Genomic DNA, 18,257 nt, shown 5'->3' on the forward strand with positions numbered 1-18,257 from the left:
GTGGACCGTATGAACGAGAGGATCACGGCGGCGTTCGCGGACGTCCCGGTCTGCGCGTCGGTGGTCGGCACCGCCAAGGTGGCCGACTTCGCGAACGCGGCGTCCCGCGTCGGCATCCTGGCCGCGGTCCCGGTCGGGCAGCTGGCCAAGATCGTCCCGGTGCTGACCGGGCTGGAGAAGATCCTGTTCGTGAACATCGACTCCTGTCCCGGGCTGGCCACCGATCGCGGCGGCGTGGACTTCCTCCAGGAGATCGGGGCGACCGGGGTGGTCAGCACCCGGGTCGCCCCGATCGAACGGGCACGCGCGTTGTCGATGCTGACCATGCACAAGGTGTTCGTCACCGACCGGTCGAACCTCAACCGCAGCCTGGAAGCGGTGAAACGCAGCCGCCCGGACCTGGTGGAGCTGATGCCCGCGCCGATCATCCCGTGGATGTCGGCCCAGGCCCGCGAGGTCATGTCGCCGTTCGTGGCGGCCGGTTTCGTCACCGACCGGGCCGGGGTGGCCCATTCACTCGCGATGGGCGCACTGGGCGCCGCGTCGTCCGATTCGGGGCTGTGGTCGCTGACCCGGTCCCTGCTGAGCGCAGGAGAGAAATGAGCTTCGTCGTGGTGGCGAGGTACGTGACCGCGTACCGGGACCGCGTCCTCGAACTGCTGGAGCCGATGGCCGACGCCTCACGGCGCGAACCCGCCTGCCTCCGGTACACCGTCCACACCGGAACCGAGGACGGGGTGGTGGTGATCGTCGAGGAATACGAGTCCGAACAGGACTTCACCGACCACTGCGCGTCGGAACACTTCCGGCGCATCGTGCTCGGCGAGGTGGTGCCGCTGCTGTCCGAGCGGCAGGTCACCACCTGCGTCCCGGCCGGGAGCGAGCGGTGACGCGGGTGCGGGGCGCGGTGCTCCGCGAAGTCGGCCGTCCGCTGGAGATCGAGAACCTGACGCTGGACCCGCCGGGGCCCGGTGAACTGCTCGTCCGGGTGCGGGCGGCCGGGCTGTGCCACTCGGATCTGTCGGTGATCGACGGCAGCAGGCCCCGGCCGCTGCCGATGGTCCTTGGGCACGAGGCGGCGGGCGAGGTCGTGGAGCCGGGACCGGGCACCGGCTTCACGGCGGGGCAGCATGTGGTGTTGTCCTTCGTGCCCTCCTGCGGGGACTGCCGCCCGTGCCTCACCGGCCGCCCCGCCCTGTGCGCGCCGGCGGCCGACGCCAACCGGAACGGCACCCTGCTCGGTGGCGGCACCCGCTGGTCCGCGTCCGGCGGACGGCCAGGGCATCACCTGGGCGTGTCCGCCTTCGCCGAGCACATCGTGGTCTCGGAACGTTCGGTGGTCGCCGTCGACGAGACGCTCCCGTTCGACGTCGCCGCCCTGTTCGGCTGCGCCGTGCTCACCGGCGCCGGTGCCGTCTTCAACGCGACCGACGTGCGTCCGGGCGACAGCGTCGTCGTGTTCGGACTCGGCGGTGTCGGACTGGCGGCGCTGCTCGCCGCCAAAGCCGCCGGCGCGACCACGCTGCTGGCCGTCGACGTCGTCGCGGAGAAACGTGAGCTGGCGCTCTCCCTCGGCGCCACGCACGCGCTCGACGGCGACGTCGAGGCGATCAAGGACCTCACCGGTGGCGGCGCCGACCACGCGATCGACACCACCGGCGTGGTGGCCGCCCTGCAGCAGGCGTACCGGGCGACGCGACCGGGCGGCACCACCGTCACCGTCGGGCTGCCCGACCCCGCCGCCGAAGTCGCGCTGCCCGCGCAAAGCCTGGTGGCGGAGGAGAAAACGCTCCGTGGCAGCTACCTCGGCTCCTGTGTCCCCCGGCGCGACATCCCTCGGTTCATCGCCCTGTACCGGTCCGGGCTGCTGCCCGTGGAGGCGTTGCTGACGCATCGGATCGGGCTGGAGGAGATCAACACGGGATTCGACCGGCTGCGTCGCGGGGCCGCGGTCCGGCAGGTGGTCACCTTCTCTTGAGGGTGAGTGACCCAGTTCGGCGTTGCGAAAGTGGCTTTCGCAATACGCCCTGCGCCGATGTCGGCGAGTGGGGTATGAGCGGCCCTCGACGATGTGGGAATCGGGACACTCAACGTCCCGATTCCCACATCGTCACCGCCAGGCACGCCAAACCTCGCGCCGGCCAGGCGATTCGAGCGTGGAGGATTCAGGACACTCGACGTCCCAAATCCTCCACAGCGGGCAAGCCTCCTTCTCACCGACCGGATCGCGCCGACCTCAGGGTGCGCACGCGTTCGGGTTGTCGAAATGGCCCGGCGTGGTCGGGAACGCCGGTCCCGTGCCGTGGTCCTTCATATCCGGCTGGTACACCAGCGCCAGCTCGTCGTACGCCGACGTGCCCTCCGTGGTCACGTCCCCGGCCACCTGACCGGCACCCAGCGAGTACGCCCACCGCTGCAGGAACTCCTGATGCGTCGGACTGTGCTGCCGGACGTCGTTGTAGCCGCCGTAGGCCGCGTTGCAGTGCGTGTAGAGGTTGTACGCACCGCCCCAGTCGAGCAACCGGTCACCGAGGTTCGGCCCGTTGTCGGCCACGTCGGCCTGCAGCACGTCGCGGTCCCAGCCACCGTAGATCCAGTCGATGCCCTGGTGATGCTGGTTGTCCGCGACATCGGCGTTGTCGAGGTTCGTCATCTCGAACCACGAGCACGGGTCGACGGTGACCGCGTTCTTGCCGTTGCCGAACGTCTGCGGCCACGGGTTCGCGGTGCAGGTCGCCTGCCCCGGTGTGCCGTAGGTGCCACGCGGGCGCCAGTCGAGGATGTCCGAACCCAGCGCGCCGGTGTCCGGGTCGACCGACGGTCCGGACGTCGCGCCCTTGCCGCCGTTGAGGTGGTCGACGAGCGAGTCGTTGACACCCCGGTCGTTCGGGTTGGCCGGGTCGGTGCCGCCCTTGCCGCCCCACAGCACGTCCGCGCCGTCGTCGCCGAAGACGATGTCACCACCCGAATCCCCGTTGGCCAGGTCGTCGCCGAAGCCGCCGTGGATCGAGTCGTGGTCGTCGCCGCCGCGGATACGGTCGTCGCCGCCTTCGAGGTCGCCGCGGTGCGGCATCGCCGGGGCGTTGCCGGGTGCGGCGAAGGTGTCGCCGTTGACGTCGTGCTGCAGATCGACCTGCCGCGTGACCGAGCCTGCCAGGAAGCCCTCGTAGTGGATCGCGGGCACCTGGGGGTTGTCGATCACGAAGTGGTTCGACCCGTTCTGGAACACGTCCACGACACCGCCGCGGTCACCGACCATGGCGTCTTCGCCACCGGTGCCCCACATCCGGTCCCCGCCCAGCTCGCCGTACATGTCGTCGGCGCCGTCACCCGGAGCCGTCGTCGTGCCGGTGTCGCCGTACATCAGGTCGTCGCCGTCCTGGCCGTACTGGGTGTCCTCCCCCGCGTCGCCCCACAGGTTGTCGCCGCCGGAGGCCCCTAGTGCCTCGCAGGTCGCCTGCGTGGTGGTGCAGAAGCGGGTCGGTGCGCCGTTGACGCCGTGGCGGACGAACGCCGCGCCTTGCGGGAGGTTCTGCGGGTCGTAACGCTTCGCGTAGATCCGGTTCGTCAGCGGCAGCGAGACCTTCGACAGGTCGTCGCCGAGCGCCACCGGTTTGCCGGTCTGGTCCACGATGTCCCGCACCGCGGTGCCGTTGTCGCCGAGGATGAAGTCGGCGGCGCCGTCACCGTGCACGTCGTCGGCCGTGTCGCGGAAGACCTCCAGCGAGCTGCCGCCGATCAGGTCGTCCTGGCCGTTCGGCGCGGAGACGTCGCCGAGGTCGTCCGACGCCGCGCCCGGCCACGCCGGCTCCGGTGGGCTGATCGCGATCCCGGCCTCCGCGAGGGTGCGGTCGCCGAACATCGTGTCGTGCCCGCCGTTGCCCTCGGCGTAGTCGTCGTTCGCGCCACCGGAGATCTGGTCGTCGCCGTCCTGGCCGAACATCACGTCGACGCCGCCACCACCGGAGAGCTGATCCCCGCCCGCCACGGACCGTGCCGGCGCGCCGAGGAATCCGTTGCTCCACGAGAGATCCAGCAGCCGCAGCGAGCGCTGCGTCTCGAACGTCCCGTTGCTGCCCACTCGCAGCAGGTACGGCGACGGCGGTGCGATCCGGTCGGTGATCGCGTTGTCGCCGAGCACCACGTCGTCGCCCGTGCCACCGAAGACCACGTCCGCGGTGTCCGGCTGGCCCTGGGTGGTCAGCGCGGTGTCGTCACCGTGGATCGTCGAGCTGCCGCCGACGAGGTCGTCGTCGCCGTTGTTCCCTTCGAGCCAATCCCGGCCTGGGCCGCCTTCGGCGTGGTCGCCGTCGTTGCCGCCCTTGATCCGGTCGTTGCCGGACTGGCCGAGGATCGCGTCGCACCCGTTGTCCCCGGTGATGTCGTCGCCGCCGGAGGTGTTCGGCACCGGCGTGTCACCGAGGTCGTACAGCTGGATGCTGCGCTGCGTCATCGGAAGCGCGCCCGGCAGATCCGTGTCGAAGCGGCCTTGGGTGATCGGGCTCTTCGGAATACCCGCGTCCCTGGTCACGAGCGCATTGTCGCCGGTGATCACGTCCGCGTCCTCGCCGCCGGAGATGGTGTCCCCGGTGTCGAGCTGGCCGACGGTGCCCTGGCCACTGCCCATCTCCACGGCGGAGGAACCGCCGACGAGATCGTCCTGTCCGGAGTCGCCGAACAGCTTGTCGGCGTCCTGGCCGCCTTCCACGTAGTCGTCCCCGGCGTCGCCGTGCACGGTGTCCATTCCGGACTGCGCGTAGACGATGTCCGTGGCGGTACCGCCGGAAATGGTGTCACCGCCGGAGTTCGCCGGATTCGGGGCGTGGCCGAGGTCGAACAGCACCACATGCCTGCCCGCCGACAGCCCGCGTCCCCGGGTGACCGGGTCGCCGGAGTCCGCGCCACCCGTACCGGTGATCGTGGCGTTGTCACCGGTGATCACGTCGTCGGCGTCGCCGCCGGAGATCGTGTCACCCGCGTCGGGATAGCCCGCCGCGTTCTTCGCCGCCGGGTCACCGGGCGTCTGGTGGCTGCCGCCGATGATGTCGTCGGCCTCGGTCTCGCCGTTCAGCGTGTCCGAACCGGGGTTGCCTTCGATACGGTCCGGATCCTTCCCGCCGGAGACGGTGTCGTTCTCCAACCCGCCGTACAGCGCGTCGGTGTCGAGGCCGCCGCCGATGGTGTCGTCGCCGCCCAGCGCGGCATCCGCGCTACTGGCCAGGTCGAACACCGGCCCACCTGCCGCCGCCGGATCGCCGTTGTCACCGATGATCGTGTCGGTGCCGCCGTCGCCGAACAGCTTGTCGCCGTCGTCCGGCTGACCCGCCGCCCGCGTGCCGCCGACGATCACGTCACCGGCCAGGCCACCGGAGATCCAGTCCTTGCCGTTGTTCCCTTCGATGGTGTCGGGGTCGTCGCCACCGAACATCGTGTCGACGCCGTCGTTGCCGTACAGGGTGTCGGTACCGGTGTCGCCGTAGACGGCGTCGTCGTCCGAGCCGCCCCAGACCTGGTCCGCGTCGCGGCCGCCGTGCAGGACGTCCTTGCCCTTCTCACCGCACACCAGATCTTCGTTCGCCTCGGCGTCGACATTGTCGTCACCGCCACCGGCCCGCACGTTCTCCACACCGGCGCCGCCGATGACGCGGTCGTTGCCGTCGAGCGCGTCGTTCACCGTCTCGTCGACCGGGGTCGACGGAAGTGGCGAACCGGCCTTGCACGGTGTCGTCTGCTTGTCGCCGTACACGTCCGCGCCGCCGTCGCCGCCGATGATGTGGTCGCGGCCGAGTCCGCCGACCAGCGTCTTGTGCGACGGGCTCACACCCTGCGGGAGCGGCGTGTGCGTGACGAAGTAGAGCGGCCCGTAGTCGTCGGTCTTCGCCGGGTCCGGGAAGTCCAAAGTGGACGGTTCGGCGATCACGTAGTCGTCGTCCGGCCCGCCGTAGAGGGTGTCCGCCCCGAACCCGCCGAACAGGATGTCGTTGCCGCCACCACCGCGGAAGTCGTCCTTCTGCGTCTTCGTCGAGTGGCCGGTCACCCGGTCCTGTCCCTTGCCGCCGAACACCTTGTCGTCACCGGAGCCGGTGTCGACGGTGTTGATCGGCCCACCCGCCGGGCCGCCCGTGGTGTTCGCGTCGTCCGAGCCGTAGCCGTCGATACCGGGGTCGAGCTTGCCCGCGGTGTAGATCTCGTCCGGCCCGGTCCCGCCGGCGAAGCGGTCGCTGCCGTCACCGCCGACGAGGATCGCGCCCGGTGAGACGAAGAGCGACTGCGGAAGCGTCGGCACGTCCTTCAGCGGATCGTCGGCCGTCACACCGAGGGTGTCGTCACCGCCGTTGCCGAACGCGGTCGACTTCGCGAGCCCGACCTTGATCGTGTCGTTGCCGTCGCCGCTCCCGGTCCCGCCAGCCGGATCGGGCAGGATCGCCCAGTTCGGCACGGAGACCGTCGGACCGCCGGTGCCGTCCGCGAGCGGGTCGCCGCCGTCCCGGCCGTCGTTCTTCAGCTCCTTCAAGCCGATCGAGGTCACCGGAGGCGCGCCGAGGCTCGAGTCGCCCGCGACGACGTCCAGGCCGTTGCCGACGGTGATGCTGTCGACGCCGGGACCGCCCGCGACACGCGCTTTCGCCTCGTTTCGGACATAGCTCTTCCGGTCCGCGGCGAGCACGGTGCGGTCGCCGGTGACGATGGTGTCGTCACCCTTGCCGCCATCGACCCACGAGTTGCCGATACCGGTCTTGATCTGGTCGTTCTTGTCGCCGCCGAACACGATCGCGTCGCGGTCGAACTGCGCGGTCGGCGGCGGTGGGCCGTCCTTCGCGGTGTCCTGTTTGGCGTCCCCGATGAACGTCACGCTCATCGGCTTGCCGTAACCGCGGCCGTCCACGACCACCCGCTCGATGCTCGCGTTCCGGAACTCGCGCCGGATCCCGAGCATGTCCACGGCCACACCGGTGAACGTGGGGTTCGCCGGGTTCGCGTAGTCGTGCAGTGACGTGATCTTGACGGTGTCCTTCTCCTGCTTGTCCGACTCGTACGGGTCGCCCGCGCCGCCACCGCGCTGGGCGGTGTGGCCGAGCGCGGCCGCGTACACCACGAGCGTCTTGCCGTCACCGCTGAGCCCGCCGAGTTTCGGTGGTGGTGGCGTGCAGTTCGGTGTCGCGGTGAAGTCGAGCAGCGTGACGTCGACGATCGTGAAGCTGAACGACACCGAGAACGGGCCGAAGCCGACCGTCACATACAGCTTGAGGAAGACATAGAGCCGCCCCGACACGGTGAACAGGCATATCGGGTTGTTCAGCGCCGTTTGCAGGAACTCCGTGATCCGGAACTTCCCGTCGTGGTTGGGATCGTTCCACAGGAACGAGACCGTGAGCCCGACCCCGCCTTCGATGCCGACGGTGATGATCACCGCCGTGACGGCCGCCCCGGCGGCGAGTTCGCCCGTGAACGACACCACCGGGATCGGCTTCCCGTTTTCGGTGGTGTAGAAGAACAGGCTCTGCAGGAACGCCTGCCCCACGGTCGCGAGGTCGAGTTCGCCGGCACGGGCGGCTTCGAACGCCTTACGGATACCGAAGGTGTCGAAGCCCGCGACGATCCGCAGCGTCACCGACGCCGAACCGTGCAAGGTGATCACCACCGGCGGTGGCGCGTACACCGGCCCGAACTGCTGCCGCCAGTCGAAGCCGAGGCGCAGCGGACCGGAGTCGAATTTGACCAGGTCCACGTCGCCGCCGAGCAACACGTTGAACAGCGAAGCGGGCTTCTCGAACACCGGGAAGCTGAACCCCGCCGCCGACGCCTTGGTGGTCATCGGGTTGGCCGACTCCGGATCGGCGTTCTGGTTCTTGCCGTTGATCGCGCCGAGGATCGGGGTGAAGGCGGTGCCGCCACCGGCGTCCTTCTTCGCGCTGATCAGGCTCTCGGTGTTGTCCGGCGTCACCGTGGTGTCGAGCGCCTTCTGGCCACCGAGTTCGAACGACCCGAGCGGGATGAGACAGGTGGTGGTGCAACTCGGGAAGTGGTTGATGAAGTTCACGACCCCGGCGATGGTGTCGACGAACTTCAGGTCCGGGCCGCCGGCGATCGTGCTGAACGCCTTGCCGATCGACACCATCGTGACGTCACCGCCGCCCGCCAGATGCGACAGATCCGAAAGCACCGGGATCGGCGCGTACAGCGTCTTGATCACCGGATCGAGCGGACCGGTCACCTGCTTGATCTTGTTCACGATCGGGCCGAGGATCTTGCCGAAGATCTCGCCGCTGTCGATGGCCACCTTGTCGAAGGCCAGCGTCAGCGGGGAGTTGCCGCTGTCGGCGCTGTTGGTCCCCGGTTTGGCGTTGTTCCACGCCCAGTGCAACCGGAAGTTCGCCTGGATACCGGGGAACCCGGCGTCCTCACCCGGCCGCGCCTTCAGCAGCCAGTTGATGTCGGCGCTCGCGTGCAGCTTGACGTCGGCCAGCCGGTCCAGCCCGGCGTTCTGCAGATCGGTCAGATGCAGCCTGCCGTTGGTCGGGTCGTCCGGCGCGATCAGATCGATCTTGAACGCACCGCCGAACAACGGCAGGACACCCGCGTCGTTCGCCGGGGCGGCCGCGTGGTTGCAGTCGTCCGCGCTCTTCTGCTTCGTGCAGTTCTCCGCGGTGATGTTGATGAACGCGAGCTGCGCGTTGATCTTGTTCGGCAGCGTGACGTTCAGCCCGACCGCGAACTCCGGTTGCGCGGAGTCCTTGGTGTCGACGAAGAATCCCTCGCTGCGGCTGATGCCCATGGCCAGATGCAGCCGCCAGCCGAGCTGGACCTCCGGGCCGGCGCCGCCGTCGGCCTTCAACGAGAACCCGGGGATGCCCAGGTCCAGCGGCACGGTCTTCTTGAGGCATTCGTGACCGGACGGCAGCCCGGCACAGTTCAGCAGGTCACCGCTGAAATCACCTTGGCTGACGTTCAGGCTGATCGTGACCGCGTCGAGGTCGTTGTACGAGCAGTCGTGCGGCCGCGGGTTCTCGGCCGGGTTCTCCGGCGCCCCGCCGATCGACGCGGCCCCGACGTCGGTGAACTTGGCGTCGGTGACGTCCGCGATGAGTTTGAAGGCGCCGCCTTCTTCACGGAACACCTGGTAGCCGGCCGCGTTGGTGACCGGTTCCCAGGTGATGTCGAGCGAGTCCGTTGTGGACAGCGCGGCCGGGCCGGTGGTGATCTGGCCGGGATCACTAGCCTTGGCCTGCTTCTTCGCGCCGTCGATCGTCACATACGACGCGACGACGTAGCGGTAGGTCTTGTCCGCCGCCGTCGCGCCTTCGTGCAGCTTGACCGTCGGAGCGCCGACGGTGCCCAGCGGCGTCTTGCACACGGTGTCCACGGTGACCGTGTCCGGGTTCAGGCCCGCGGCGGCGAGCTTCCCGCCGAGCTGGTCGTTGACCCAGCCGCGCACCGCGGCCATGTCGTCGAAGTGGCCGTTCGCCGGCAGCTGGTCCAGCGCGTTGTGGATCGCGGTGCGCAGTTTCCCGATGAAGTCCGCGCCCTGCTGGAGATCGTCACCGAGCAGCGGCAGCTTGCCGCCGAAGCTGGCGGTGTTGAGCGCCTGCTCCACCAGGTTGAGGTAGCTGTCGAGGCCGTCGAGCCTGCCGAAGTCGATCAGCTTGGCCGCGAGCGCGTCCGCCAGCAGCGCCGGATCCGGCGTCTCCAGCCGCGGATGCCCGTCGATCGCCGCGCCGCCGAGGTTGAAATAGTCGTCGACAGCGGTCGACTTGGGCAGCCGCAAGGCGAAGTTGTTCGACTTCGTGTCGTCGGTGATCACCTTGCTGTACGTCGCGCCGCCGTCTTCGCTGATGTACAACGGCAACTTGGCGCACAGGGCGAGCGGCGTGCTGCCATCGAGCCCGCAATTGACCGCGGTGCTCCCGGCGTTGATCGTCGGGCCGACCGCGCCGAGGAAGTCGGTGAAGCTGACCGGTGCGCCGGTGCCGCCGCCCTTGGCCAGGTCGATCGAGTAGGACGCCTTCGCGGTCGCCTTGTCCGCCGACTTGGGGTCGCCGAGCGACACGCTCAGCGGGCCCAAGGTGGTCGCGATGGTGGCGTTCTCCACGGTGGCGTCGAGTTTCACGCCGATCTTCGAATCGTCGAGCACACGCAGCGCGTTCGCGTCGGCCGGGCCCGCACCCGGCTGCAGCGGGACGACCAGGCCCATCTTGACCTGACCGCCGACGCCGAGGGAGACCGAGCCGTCGCCCTGTACCCCGGCGACCCGCTGGCCGCCGGACGGCAGGCTGAAGTCGAACTGCACCGGCGTGCTGGTGTGGTACACGCGTTTCCAGTCGAGCCGGATGATCAGCGACGGCGTCCCGCCGGGTTCGGCGTATTCGAATGTGACCGGAACGCTGTCCTTGAAGCGTGTGTTGATGGTCTGGACGAGGCGCTGCAGGTTGTCGGACGGCGCCGCCTCCAGCATCGAGATCACATCGTCCAATTCGGACCTGACCACATAGGACGTGGCCGGTGACGGCTGGCTGGCCCACGGACCGGCCAGGACCAGCGTGTCCGGCGTGACACTGCCGACGATGCCCACCTGGGTACCGGCGACGACAGTGCGGCCGACGAGCGAGGGCGGGAACGCGTTGCCCTTCTCGACGGTGCGTGCGGTGTCCTTCACGGAATTCGGGCCGTAGCTCACGGTCGGGCCGGAGCCGGATTGGTCGGCCTTCAACAGATCCTTCAGCGAACGGCCGACCAGGGGGATCTTCGTGCCGAACACCGCGGCGCCCGACGGCGAGGCGTCACTGATCGACGCGTTCAGGGTCTGCAACGTCTTGAGGAGGATCGAGAAGAGCGCCTTCGGGTTGGCCGGGTCGAAGTCGAAATTCACCAGCTCGGACAGGTCACTCGTGCTGAACTGCGGCCCGTCGGGACCGGTCAGCTTGGTGAGGTCGTTCCAGGTGAATCCCGCGTGCGCGGTGGCACCCTTCAGGAAGTCACCCGTACCCGGCGCGCTCGCGTCGACGCCACCGGCACCGCGGACCCGCACCTGGAAGTCGAGCAGCGATCCCGGGTCGTGCAGCAACTTGTCCACGACCGCGCCGAAGGTCAGGTCACCGAGGTCCTTGAACTTCACCTGCGCCATATGGTCGTCCGCGCCCGGTGTCCCGGCACAGTCGGCGCCCGCGTTCGGGTGGCAGACGTGCGCCGCGCCCTTGAGCTGCACCTGGAGGAAGCCGGCGTTGGCGAACAGGTCGATACCCGCGTCCATCGGGAAATCGGCGGTGAACAGCGACGGAGCGCCGGAAGTGCGCAGCAGCACCCGGTCCGGCCCGGTCGGCGTCGCGCCGACCAGCGTCGTGCTGCCGTCCGGGTTCTTCTGCTCGATCGGCGGGTTGTGCACGGTCGGGTTTTGCAGGTCGAGCACGAGGGTGACCGCGGCGTCGTAACTGGGCTTGACCTTCGCGGTGGCGTTGACGGCGTTGGCCTCGCCGACACCGCGACCACCGGTCTTCAGGTCGTTGCCGAGCTGGACGACGCCGACATCGCCCTGCATCCCGGAGATCGTGTACGGCGAGTTGGCGGCCGGGATCACCGGCGTCCAGCCCGGCGCCTGGAGGAAGAGCGTGTTGCCGTCGTTGTTCTCGACGGTCGCGCCCGCCGCACCGGCGACGACGCGCCGTCCCGCGAACTCGCCCGTCTTCCAGGTCTGGTTCTCGTCCTTGAGGGTGGTCTGCGTGTAGCTGGTCTTCGCCGGGGTGCCCGCCGGCCCGGACGCCGCCGCGGCGGCCGCGTTGAGATCCACGGCGGTCGCCGGGGCCTTGCGGGACAACGTGATCTTGAAGTCGAGTTTGGTCGAACCCGGCGGGAAGTGGACGTCGGAGATACCGATCTTGGCGCCGCCGGGCAGGTTCGCCGCGGTGTTCAGCTTGTCGAGCATCTGCTGCAGCGACACGAACAGCGGCTCACCCGCCTGTGTCGGGTCCGCCGCGGACTTCGTGTTGTCCTGCAAGAACTTCTTGATCGACTCGTTGAGCTGGATCGCGTCGGCGAGGGTGCCCTTGAGGAACGGCAGGTCGAGGTTGCCGATCGGGTTCGCCGCGTCGCCCCATTTCGCGCGCTGGATCGAAGTCAGCGTCGTCGCCAGCTGCGCGAGGCCGGTGGCCAGGTCACGCGGGGTCATGTTCAGGAACGGGCCGACGGTGCCGATGCCTTCCGGCGTGATCTGCGGAGATCCGGTGGCGATGTCCGGCCAGCTGAGGCCGATCTTGGCGTCCACCGAGGGAAGCTCCAGCGAGAAGGAGGCGGCAGGCGCGGCCGCCAGGTGCAGCGAGCCGTTCAGCGACCCCGCCGGGCTGGCGAAGCCGAAGCTGACCAGACCGGCCAGCGAACCGTTCTGGGCCAGCTCGCCCGCGGTGCCGTCGTTGTTGACGAACGCCAGCCGCCCGTCGTTGTCCGGGTCGTTGATCGTGGCGGCGAAATGCGCCTTCAGGTCAAGCGAGGTGTCGGTCTCGACGAGCTTCACCCCGAGGACGCCGATCGCGGCGTTGACGGCCTTGATCGCGTTCGCGTCGGGGAAACCGGCCGAAGCGTCGACCGTGAACGCCGGCGTCGTTCCGTCGTTGAGGATGTAGGCCTTGTCGTGTGCCTTGTCCCAGATCACGGTCAGCTTCACCGTGGTGCCGACGGTGAGCCGCACGCCGCCGGTGGAGGAGAACGCCGACTGCGGGGCGTTGCCGCCTTCTCCGATCGGGACCGGGATGTTCAGCGCCTGGTTCTGCAGCACGCGGGAGACGGTCAGGGTGAGATCGAGTCGCTTGTCCTCGCCGACGGTGCTCAGCGTGGTCTTGAGCGTCCCGGTCCGGTCGGCCGACAACGTGATCGGCTGGTCGATGTCCAGATCGGCGTCGTCGACCGCGGCGGAGAGCTTCTTGGTGCCGGTGTTGAACGCCTCCTGTGCCAGGGTGTCGAACCCGAGCGCGGCGCCGGGGCTGGTCTGCACGGCGGGCAGCGCCTTCGCCAGTTGCCCGATCGTGCCGAGGCCCTTGCTCCAGGTGGCGAAGCTGTTCGCGGGCCCGGCCAACGCGTCGACCAGCGTGCCGACCCCGGGGCTCGCCGCCCGTGCCGGGGGCGGGGTGACCACCACGCCCATCCCGATCGAGACGGCGAACGCCGTCGCCAACGCGAGCCACCTGGAGCCGGCACGTGAGCCCATCGGGCACCTCCCCGTTCACGGGCGCGCGACGACGCGCCGTTCACTCGGAGAAGGCTGACCAAAGGTGAAATCCACGTGAAGAGGGTGGTCCGCTCAGCGGACTGGTGACTTCCCGGCCGTCAGTGCGCGGATTCGGTCAGCTCGTGACCGGCTTCCAGCGCGGCGGCGTCGACGAGCCGCCGCATCACCGCGAGATCGCTCGCCGGGACGGTCAGCAGCCCGATCGCCGCCACGATCCGGCCTTCCGGGCATCGGATCGGCGCGGCGGCACCCTGCGCGACACCGCCGAGCAGCACCCCGGCCACCGCGGCCGAAGGCGGCAGCACCGTGCCCGGTGAGACGGCGGGCACGCTCGCGGAGTGCCCCGCGACCGCCGCCACGACCACGACGTCGGACCCAGCCAGCACGCACACCGCGACGTCGGTCCTGGTCAGCTTCGCCAACCGGATCGCCGGTTTCCCCGCGGCGGCGCGGATCCTCGCGTGCAGCCTGCCCCTGCCTTGGACGAGCCTGCCGGCCAGCGGGCCGACGACGTAGCCGCGGAACAGCCGTTCGACCGCGCCGATCCCGCACATCTGCTCCAGTAACCGGTGGGCCGTCGACTTGGGCAGGCCTGCCCGGTGAGCCGCCTCCGTCAACCCCAGACCCGCGCCGGCGTCGGCGGCGGCGAGCACCTCCAGCAACGCGAACGCGCCCTCGAGCACCGAACGACCGGGCACGCGCGCGATACCCATCGGAATACCCCCGACGGTTCCGGTCACGCCGCTCAGATCGTCCGTAAGCATCAGTGACCTCCACCGCGGTCCGCCTGCACCGATCGGCTCTTCGTGCCTGAGTTGTCGTCCACCCGCGACCGGGCGTTACGGCGAACGGCGGTATCGGGGTCAGCGCACCGGACGGCTCGCCGCGACGGTCAGCCGCAGGGTCACCTTCGAGCCGACCATGAGCCTGGTGGCGAAGTTCTCGTTCACACCCCAGTGGTGGCGGTTGAGCGAAACACCGCCCGTGAAGCCGGTGCGCAGGCCGTCCGTGCCCGGCCTGGCGTCGACCAGTTCGACGGGGACACGGACCGGTTTCGTGACCCCGCGGATGCTCAGGTCTCCGGTGACCTCGAACCGGGTGCCGCCGGCGTGCCGGACGGCGGTCGAGACGAAGGTGATGACCGGATGCCCTTCCACGTCGAGGAAGGCGGTGCGCAGATGGTCGTCACGCCGGTGGTTGCCGGTATGGATGCTCGCAGCCTTGACGGTGAGCCGGACACTGGACTTGGCCGGATCGTCACCGTCGAAGTGGGCGCTGCCGTCGAATTCGTCGAAATGGCCCGGCACCCGGCTTCCCATGGTGTGCCTGGCGATGAAGGCGAGCGTCGTACCGGCGGCTTCGAGCGAGTAGTCGCCGGTCAGTTCGCTGAGCGGGGTCATGGTCGTCATGCTGGGCTCCTGGCGGGTGAAGGAAGCGTTCTCGGTATTACGACGAAACCGCCCCGCCGGATGTGAGCCGAACGAACATGGGCCGATGTCACTCGGCTGTGACGGCGGTCAGTCCTACTCGGTCTCCGACGTTGTCGGTGTCGGCTACGTCCAGCACCACGTCCAGCAAGCCCGGGAACCGCGCCTGTAGGTCATCGCGGCGCAGTGTGACGTAACACCGGGTGCCTTCCTGGCGGGTGCGGGTGATCCCGGCGTCGCGCAGCACTCGCAGGTGATGGCTGAGGGTCGACTTCGCCACCGGCGCCCGCAGTTCGCCCCAGCCGCGCTCCCGGCCATCGGAGAGCACCCGGACCAGCCCGACCCTGATGGGGTCGCTCAACGCCGCCATGACCGAGACCAGTGTCATCTCGTGAGTGTCCGGATGCCGCGCCTGCTTCATGCCGACCACGTTAGCTTGTTCGATGTTCTACGATCATCGAACGAAGGAGTGTCATGGCAGCGACGAGCGTGGAAGCGGAGTTCACCGGCCGGGTCGTGATCGTCACCGGAGCGGGCTCGGGGATCGGGCGCGCCGCCGCGCTCGCCTTCGCCCGTGCCGGAGCACGCGTGCTCGGCGTCGGCCGCCGCCAGGAAGCCTTGGACGCCACCGCGCGCCGTCACCCTGGTATCGCAGCCTTCGCCGCCGACATCCGCGCCGACGACGCGCCGGACGCCGTCGTGCGAGCGGCGGTCGACAGCTGGGGCGGGGTGGACGTCCTGGTGAACAACGCCGGTGCCACCGCCTTGATGCCACTGGCCGAGGCCACCGCGTCCCGCATCGACGAGTTGTTCCGCCTCAATGTCACCGCGCCCAGCCTGCTCGCTCGCGCCGCGCTGCCGCACCTGCGCCGGACCCGCGGGGCGATCGTGAACGTGTCCAGCACCTACGGTCACCGGCCCATGCCACACGCCGCCCACTACGCCGCCACCAAGAGCGCCCTGGAACATCTCACGCGAAGCTGGGCACTGGAATTGGCCCCCGACCGGATCAGGGTCAACGCGCTGGCCCCGGGGCCCACGGAAAGCGAAGCCCTGACCGCGGCAGGCCTGCCGGCGGACGTGGTCGACCGGATCAAACACGACGAAGCCCACCGCATCCCACTGGGACGGCGCGGCGAGCCCGAGGAAGTAGCCACCTGGCTCCTGCGCCTGGCCGACCCCGGATCCGGTTGGCTCACCGGCCAAGTCCTCACCATCGACGGCGGGCTCGAACTGCTCTGAAGGTCCTCGGCCAGTGCGGCGTTGTCCGCGCCCCCGGCACGCATCGCGAAGGTCGACGTCATCGTCACCGATCCGTCCGAACGGCCGAGTTCGTCGCCTTGGCTCGGTCGGGCCGGAGCCGCGGGCGTTCGTATCCGCGGTCTCGGACTTCGCGGGGTCGAGGACGGCGGCACCGTACGTCAGCCCGCGGTGCCGCCGGTCACACCGGACATCTGCCTAGATCCAACCTAGGGTGCTATTGATAATCGCTGTTTATCAATAGGCCTGAATAAAGTCTTTGTCTTCGATGATTTTGCTTCCTACCGTGGACGAATCGGCGACAGAGACCAGGGAGGAGGCGTCTCATGGAACTTCGTCACCTGCGTTACTTCGTCACCGTCGCCGAGACATGTCACTTCGGCCGGGCGGCCGAGCAGTTGCACGTCGCGCAGCCGGCACTCTCGCACACCATCCGCCAGCTGGAGGACGAGCTGGGCGTCGTCCTGCTGGCCAGGACCACCCGGCAGGTCCGGGTGACACCGGCGGGTGAGTTCTTCCTTGCCGAAGCCCGACGCGTGCTCGCCGGCCTGGACGTGGGGATCCGTGGGGTCCGGCGTATCGGCGAAGGCAAGCTGGGCCTGCTCCGGGTCGGGTTCACCGGCACGGCGGCGTTCTCCCATCTGCCGCATCTGGCCAGGGCGCTCGCCCAGCGGGTACCGGATGTGGAGCTGGAGATCCGCGCCGACCTGCTGACCGCCGAGCAGTGCGAACGCCTGCGCACGGGCACGCTGGGGATCGGGGTGCTCCGGCCTCCGGTCACCGGGGACGACATCGACTTCCGCGTGATCGAGAGCGAGCCGCTGGTCCTAGCCGTTCCAGCCGACCACCGGCTGGCCGTGGAGCCCGTCGTCGCGATGACGGATCTGCGCACCGAACCGCTCGTCACCTACGACCGGCGCAACTCTGTCGTGTACGAGGCCGTCGCGCGCAGCTGCCGCGAGGCCGGGCTCACGCCTCATCAACTGCACGAAGCCTCCGGAACCGCGGTCCTGCTGGCACTGGTCGCCGGCGGACTGGGGGTCGGCGTGGTGCCGGCCTCGGCCCGTGCCCTCCCCCTGGCCGGTGTCGTGTTCCGCGACCTCGTCGGAGCGGCGACCGTGGAGCTGGCGCTGGCCTGGCACCGCGAGACCCAGTCCCCGCTCGTCACGACCGTCCTCGACGCGCTCGAAGAAGTCTTTCCTTCCGTCGCACCGTCCACAGGGGGCACCTGATGAAGATCACGCGAGTCGAGGCGATCCCGTTCGCCATCCCGTACCGAAAACCGCTGAAGTTCGCGTCGGGAGAGGTGCACGTCGCCGAGCACGTCCTCGTGCGGGTGCACGCCGACAACGGCGTCGTCGGCGTCGCCGAGGCACCCCCGCGGCCGTTCACCTACGGCGAGACGCAGGCGGGGATCATCGCGGTGATCGACTCCCTGTTCGCCCCGCAGATCGTCGGTCTCAGCCTGCTCGACCGCGAAACGGTGCACACCCGGCTCGCCCGCACGGTCGGCAACCCGACCGCGAAATCCGCCATCGACATGGCCGTCTGGGACGCGCTCGGCCGCAGCCTCGACGTGTCGGTCACCGAACTGCTCGGCGGCTACACCGACCGCATGCGCGTGTCCCACATGCTCGGCTTCGACGAGCCGTCGGCGATGGTCGCCGAAGCCGAGCGGATGCGCGACACCCACGGCATCAGCACCTTCAAGGTCAAGGTCGGCCGCCGTCCCGCGTCACTCGACACGTCCGTCGTGCGCGCGCTGCGGGAGCACTTCGGCGACCGCGTCGACCTCTACATCGACGGCAACCGCGGCTGGACCGCCGCCGAATCGGCGCGGGCGATGCGGGAGATGGCCGACCTCGACCTGCTCTTCGCCGAGGAGCTCTGCCCGGCCGACGACGTCCTCGGCAGGCGTTGGCTCGTCTCTCAGCTGCCCGTGCCGTTCATCGCCGACGAATCCGCCGTGACCCCGGCCGACGTCACCCGTGAGGTGCTCGGCGGCTCCGCCACCGCGATCAGCATCAAAACCGCCCGCACCGGTTTCACCCGTTCGCAGCGCACGCATCACCTCGCCGAGGGCCTCGGCGTGGAGGTCGTGATGGGCAACCAGATCGACGGCCAGCTCGGCTCGCTGTGCACGGTCGCGTTCGGCTCGGCCTATGAGCTGACGTCCCGCCGCCCCGGCGAGCTCTCGAACTTCCTCGACATGAGCGACGACCTGCTCACCGAGCCGCTGCGCATCACCGACGGCGAACTCACCGTCCGCCCCGGCACCGGCCTCGGTGCCGAAATCGATCCCGACAAGCTCCGGCGCTACCGCCAGGACCACTGACGCCCCCCACGAATCAAGGAGG

General features: G+C 69.3%; 10 protein-coding genes. 6 read left to right on the forward strand and 4 right to left on the reverse strand.

Annotation, left to right across the window (positions count from 1 at the left end):
* The first annotated feature begins 9 nt into the window (after nt 1-9).
* The 3 genes from ACFWIW_RS27605 to ACFWIW_RS27615 are packed head-to-tail and all read left to right on the forward strand — an operon-like array spanning nt 10 to nt 1,978.
* Nucleotides 10-603: a glycerol-3-phosphate responsive antiterminator gene (locus ACFWIW_RS27605; protein WP_378371148.1), complete on the forward strand. Its 594-nt coding sequence runs from the start codon at nt 10-12 to the stop codon at nt 601-603.
* Nucleotides 600-890, forward strand: a complete 291-nt coding sequence (locus tag ACFWIW_RS27610) for a putative quinol monooxygenase (protein WP_378371149.1) — start codon at nt 600-602, stop codon at nt 888-890. The genes ACFWIW_RS27605 and ACFWIW_RS27610 overlap by 4 nt, the downstream gene beginning before the upstream one ends.
* A complete protein-coding gene (locus ACFWIW_RS27615; RefSeq protein WP_378371150.1) occupies nt 887-1,978 on the forward strand; it encodes a zinc-binding dehydrogenase in 1,092 nt (363 codons plus the stop codon). Before ACFWIW_RS27610 ends, ACFWIW_RS27615 begins: the two co-directional genes overlap by 4 nt.
* Before the next feature lie 258 nt (nt 1,979-2,236).
* Here the strand turns inward: ACFWIW_RS27615 and ACFWIW_RS27620 are convergent, their stop codons facing one another.
* The 4 genes from ACFWIW_RS27620 to ACFWIW_RS27635 form a co-directional block, all read right to left on the reverse strand.
* Nucleotides 2,237-13,192 (reverse strand): hypothetical protein, encoded by a 10,956-nt coding sequence (locus tag ACFWIW_RS27620; protein WP_378371151.1) that lies wholly within the window; start codon nt 13,190-13,192, stop codon nt 2,237-2,239.
* A 119-nt stretch (nt 13,193-13,311) separates the two neighbouring features.
* Nucleotides 13,312-13,926 (reverse strand): helix-turn-helix domain-containing protein, encoded by a 615-nt coding sequence (locus ACFWIW_RS27625; RefSeq protein WP_378371152.1) that lies wholly within the window; start codon nt 13,924-13,926, stop codon nt 13,312-13,314.
* 150 nt (nt 13,927-14,076) lie between these two features.
* Nucleotides 14,077-14,622, reverse strand: a complete 546-nt coding sequence (locus ACFWIW_RS27630; RefSeq protein WP_378371153.1) for a YceI family protein — start codon at nt 14,620-14,622, stop codon at nt 14,077-14,079.
* Nucleotides 14,623-14,710: 88 nt separating this feature from the next.
* On the reverse strand, nt 14,711-15,061 hold the full coding sequence (locus tag ACFWIW_RS27635) for an ArsR/SmtB family transcription factor (RefSeq protein WP_378371154.1): 351 nt from the start codon (nt 15,059-15,061) through the stop codon (nt 14,711-14,713).
* A gap of 53 nt (nt 15,062-15,114) precedes the next feature.
* On the opposite strand from ACFWIW_RS27635, the gene ACFWIW_RS27640 reads away from it, so the two are divergent.
* From ACFWIW_RS27640 to ACFWIW_RS27650, 3 genes are all read left to right on the forward strand, one after another.
* Nucleotides 15,115-15,882: an SDR family NAD(P)-dependent oxidoreductase gene (locus tag ACFWIW_RS27640; RefSeq protein ID WP_378371155.1), complete on the forward strand. Its 768-nt coding sequence runs from the start codon at nt 15,115-15,117 to the stop codon at nt 15,880-15,882.
* A 344-nt stretch (nt 15,883-16,226) separates the two neighbouring features.
* Nucleotides 16,227-17,132 (forward strand): LysR substrate-binding domain-containing protein, encoded by a 906-nt coding sequence (locus ACFWIW_RS27645; RefSeq protein WP_378371156.1) that lies wholly within the window; start codon nt 16,227-16,229, stop codon nt 17,130-17,132.
* Entirely contained in the window at nt 17,132-18,235 is a 1,104-nt protein-coding gene (locus ACFWIW_RS27650; RefSeq protein ID WP_378371157.1) for a mandelate racemase/muconate lactonizing enzyme family protein, read from the forward strand. Before ACFWIW_RS27645 ends, ACFWIW_RS27650 begins: the two co-directional genes overlap by 1 nt.
* Nucleotides 18,236-18,257: the final 22 nt, after the last annotated feature.

The sequence above is a fragment of the Amycolatopsis sp. NPDC058340 genome (genome assembly GCF_042723975.1).
In the GTDB taxonomy this organism is placed as follows: domain Bacteria; phylum Actinomycetota; class Actinomycetes; order Mycobacteriales; family Pseudonocardiaceae; genus Amycolatopsis.

Excerpts from the sequence above, each read along its gene's own strand:
- ACFWIW_RS27605 (WP_378371148.1), top strand. The coding sequence starts at position 10 with ATGAACGAGAGGATCACGGCGGCGTTCGCGGACGTCCCGGTCTGCGCG.
- ACFWIW_RS27610 (WP_378371149.1), top strand. The coding sequence starts at position 600 with ATGAGCTTCGTCGTGGTGGCGAGGTACGTGACCGCGTACCGGGACCGC.
- ACFWIW_RS27620 (WP_378371151.1), bottom strand. The coding sequence starts at position 13,192 with ATGGGCTCACGTGCCGGCTCCAGGTGGCTCGCGTTGGCGACGGCGTTC.
- ACFWIW_RS27625 (WP_378371152.1), bottom strand. The coding sequence starts at position 13,926 with ATGGGTATCGCGCGCGTGCCCGGTCGTTCGGTGCTCGAGGGCGCGTTC.
- ACFWIW_RS27630 (WP_378371153.1), bottom strand. The coding sequence starts at position 14,622 with ATGACGACCATGACCCCGCTCAGCGAACTGACCGGCGACTACTCGCTC.
- ACFWIW_RS27635 (WP_378371154.1), bottom strand. The coding sequence starts at position 15,061 with ATGAAGCAGGCGCGGCATCCGGACACTCACGAGATGACACTGGTCTCG.
- ACFWIW_RS27640 (WP_378371155.1), top strand. The coding sequence starts at position 15,115 with ATGGCAGCGACGAGCGTGGAAGCGGAGTTCACCGGCCGGGTCGTGATC.
- ACFWIW_RS27645 (WP_378371156.1), top strand. The coding sequence starts at position 16,227 with ATGGAACTTCGTCACCTGCGTTACTTCGTCACCGTCGCCGAGACATGT.
- ACFWIW_RS27650 (WP_378371157.1), top strand. The coding sequence starts at position 17,132 with ATGAAGATCACGCGAGTCGAGGCGATCCCGTTCGCCATCCCGTACCGA.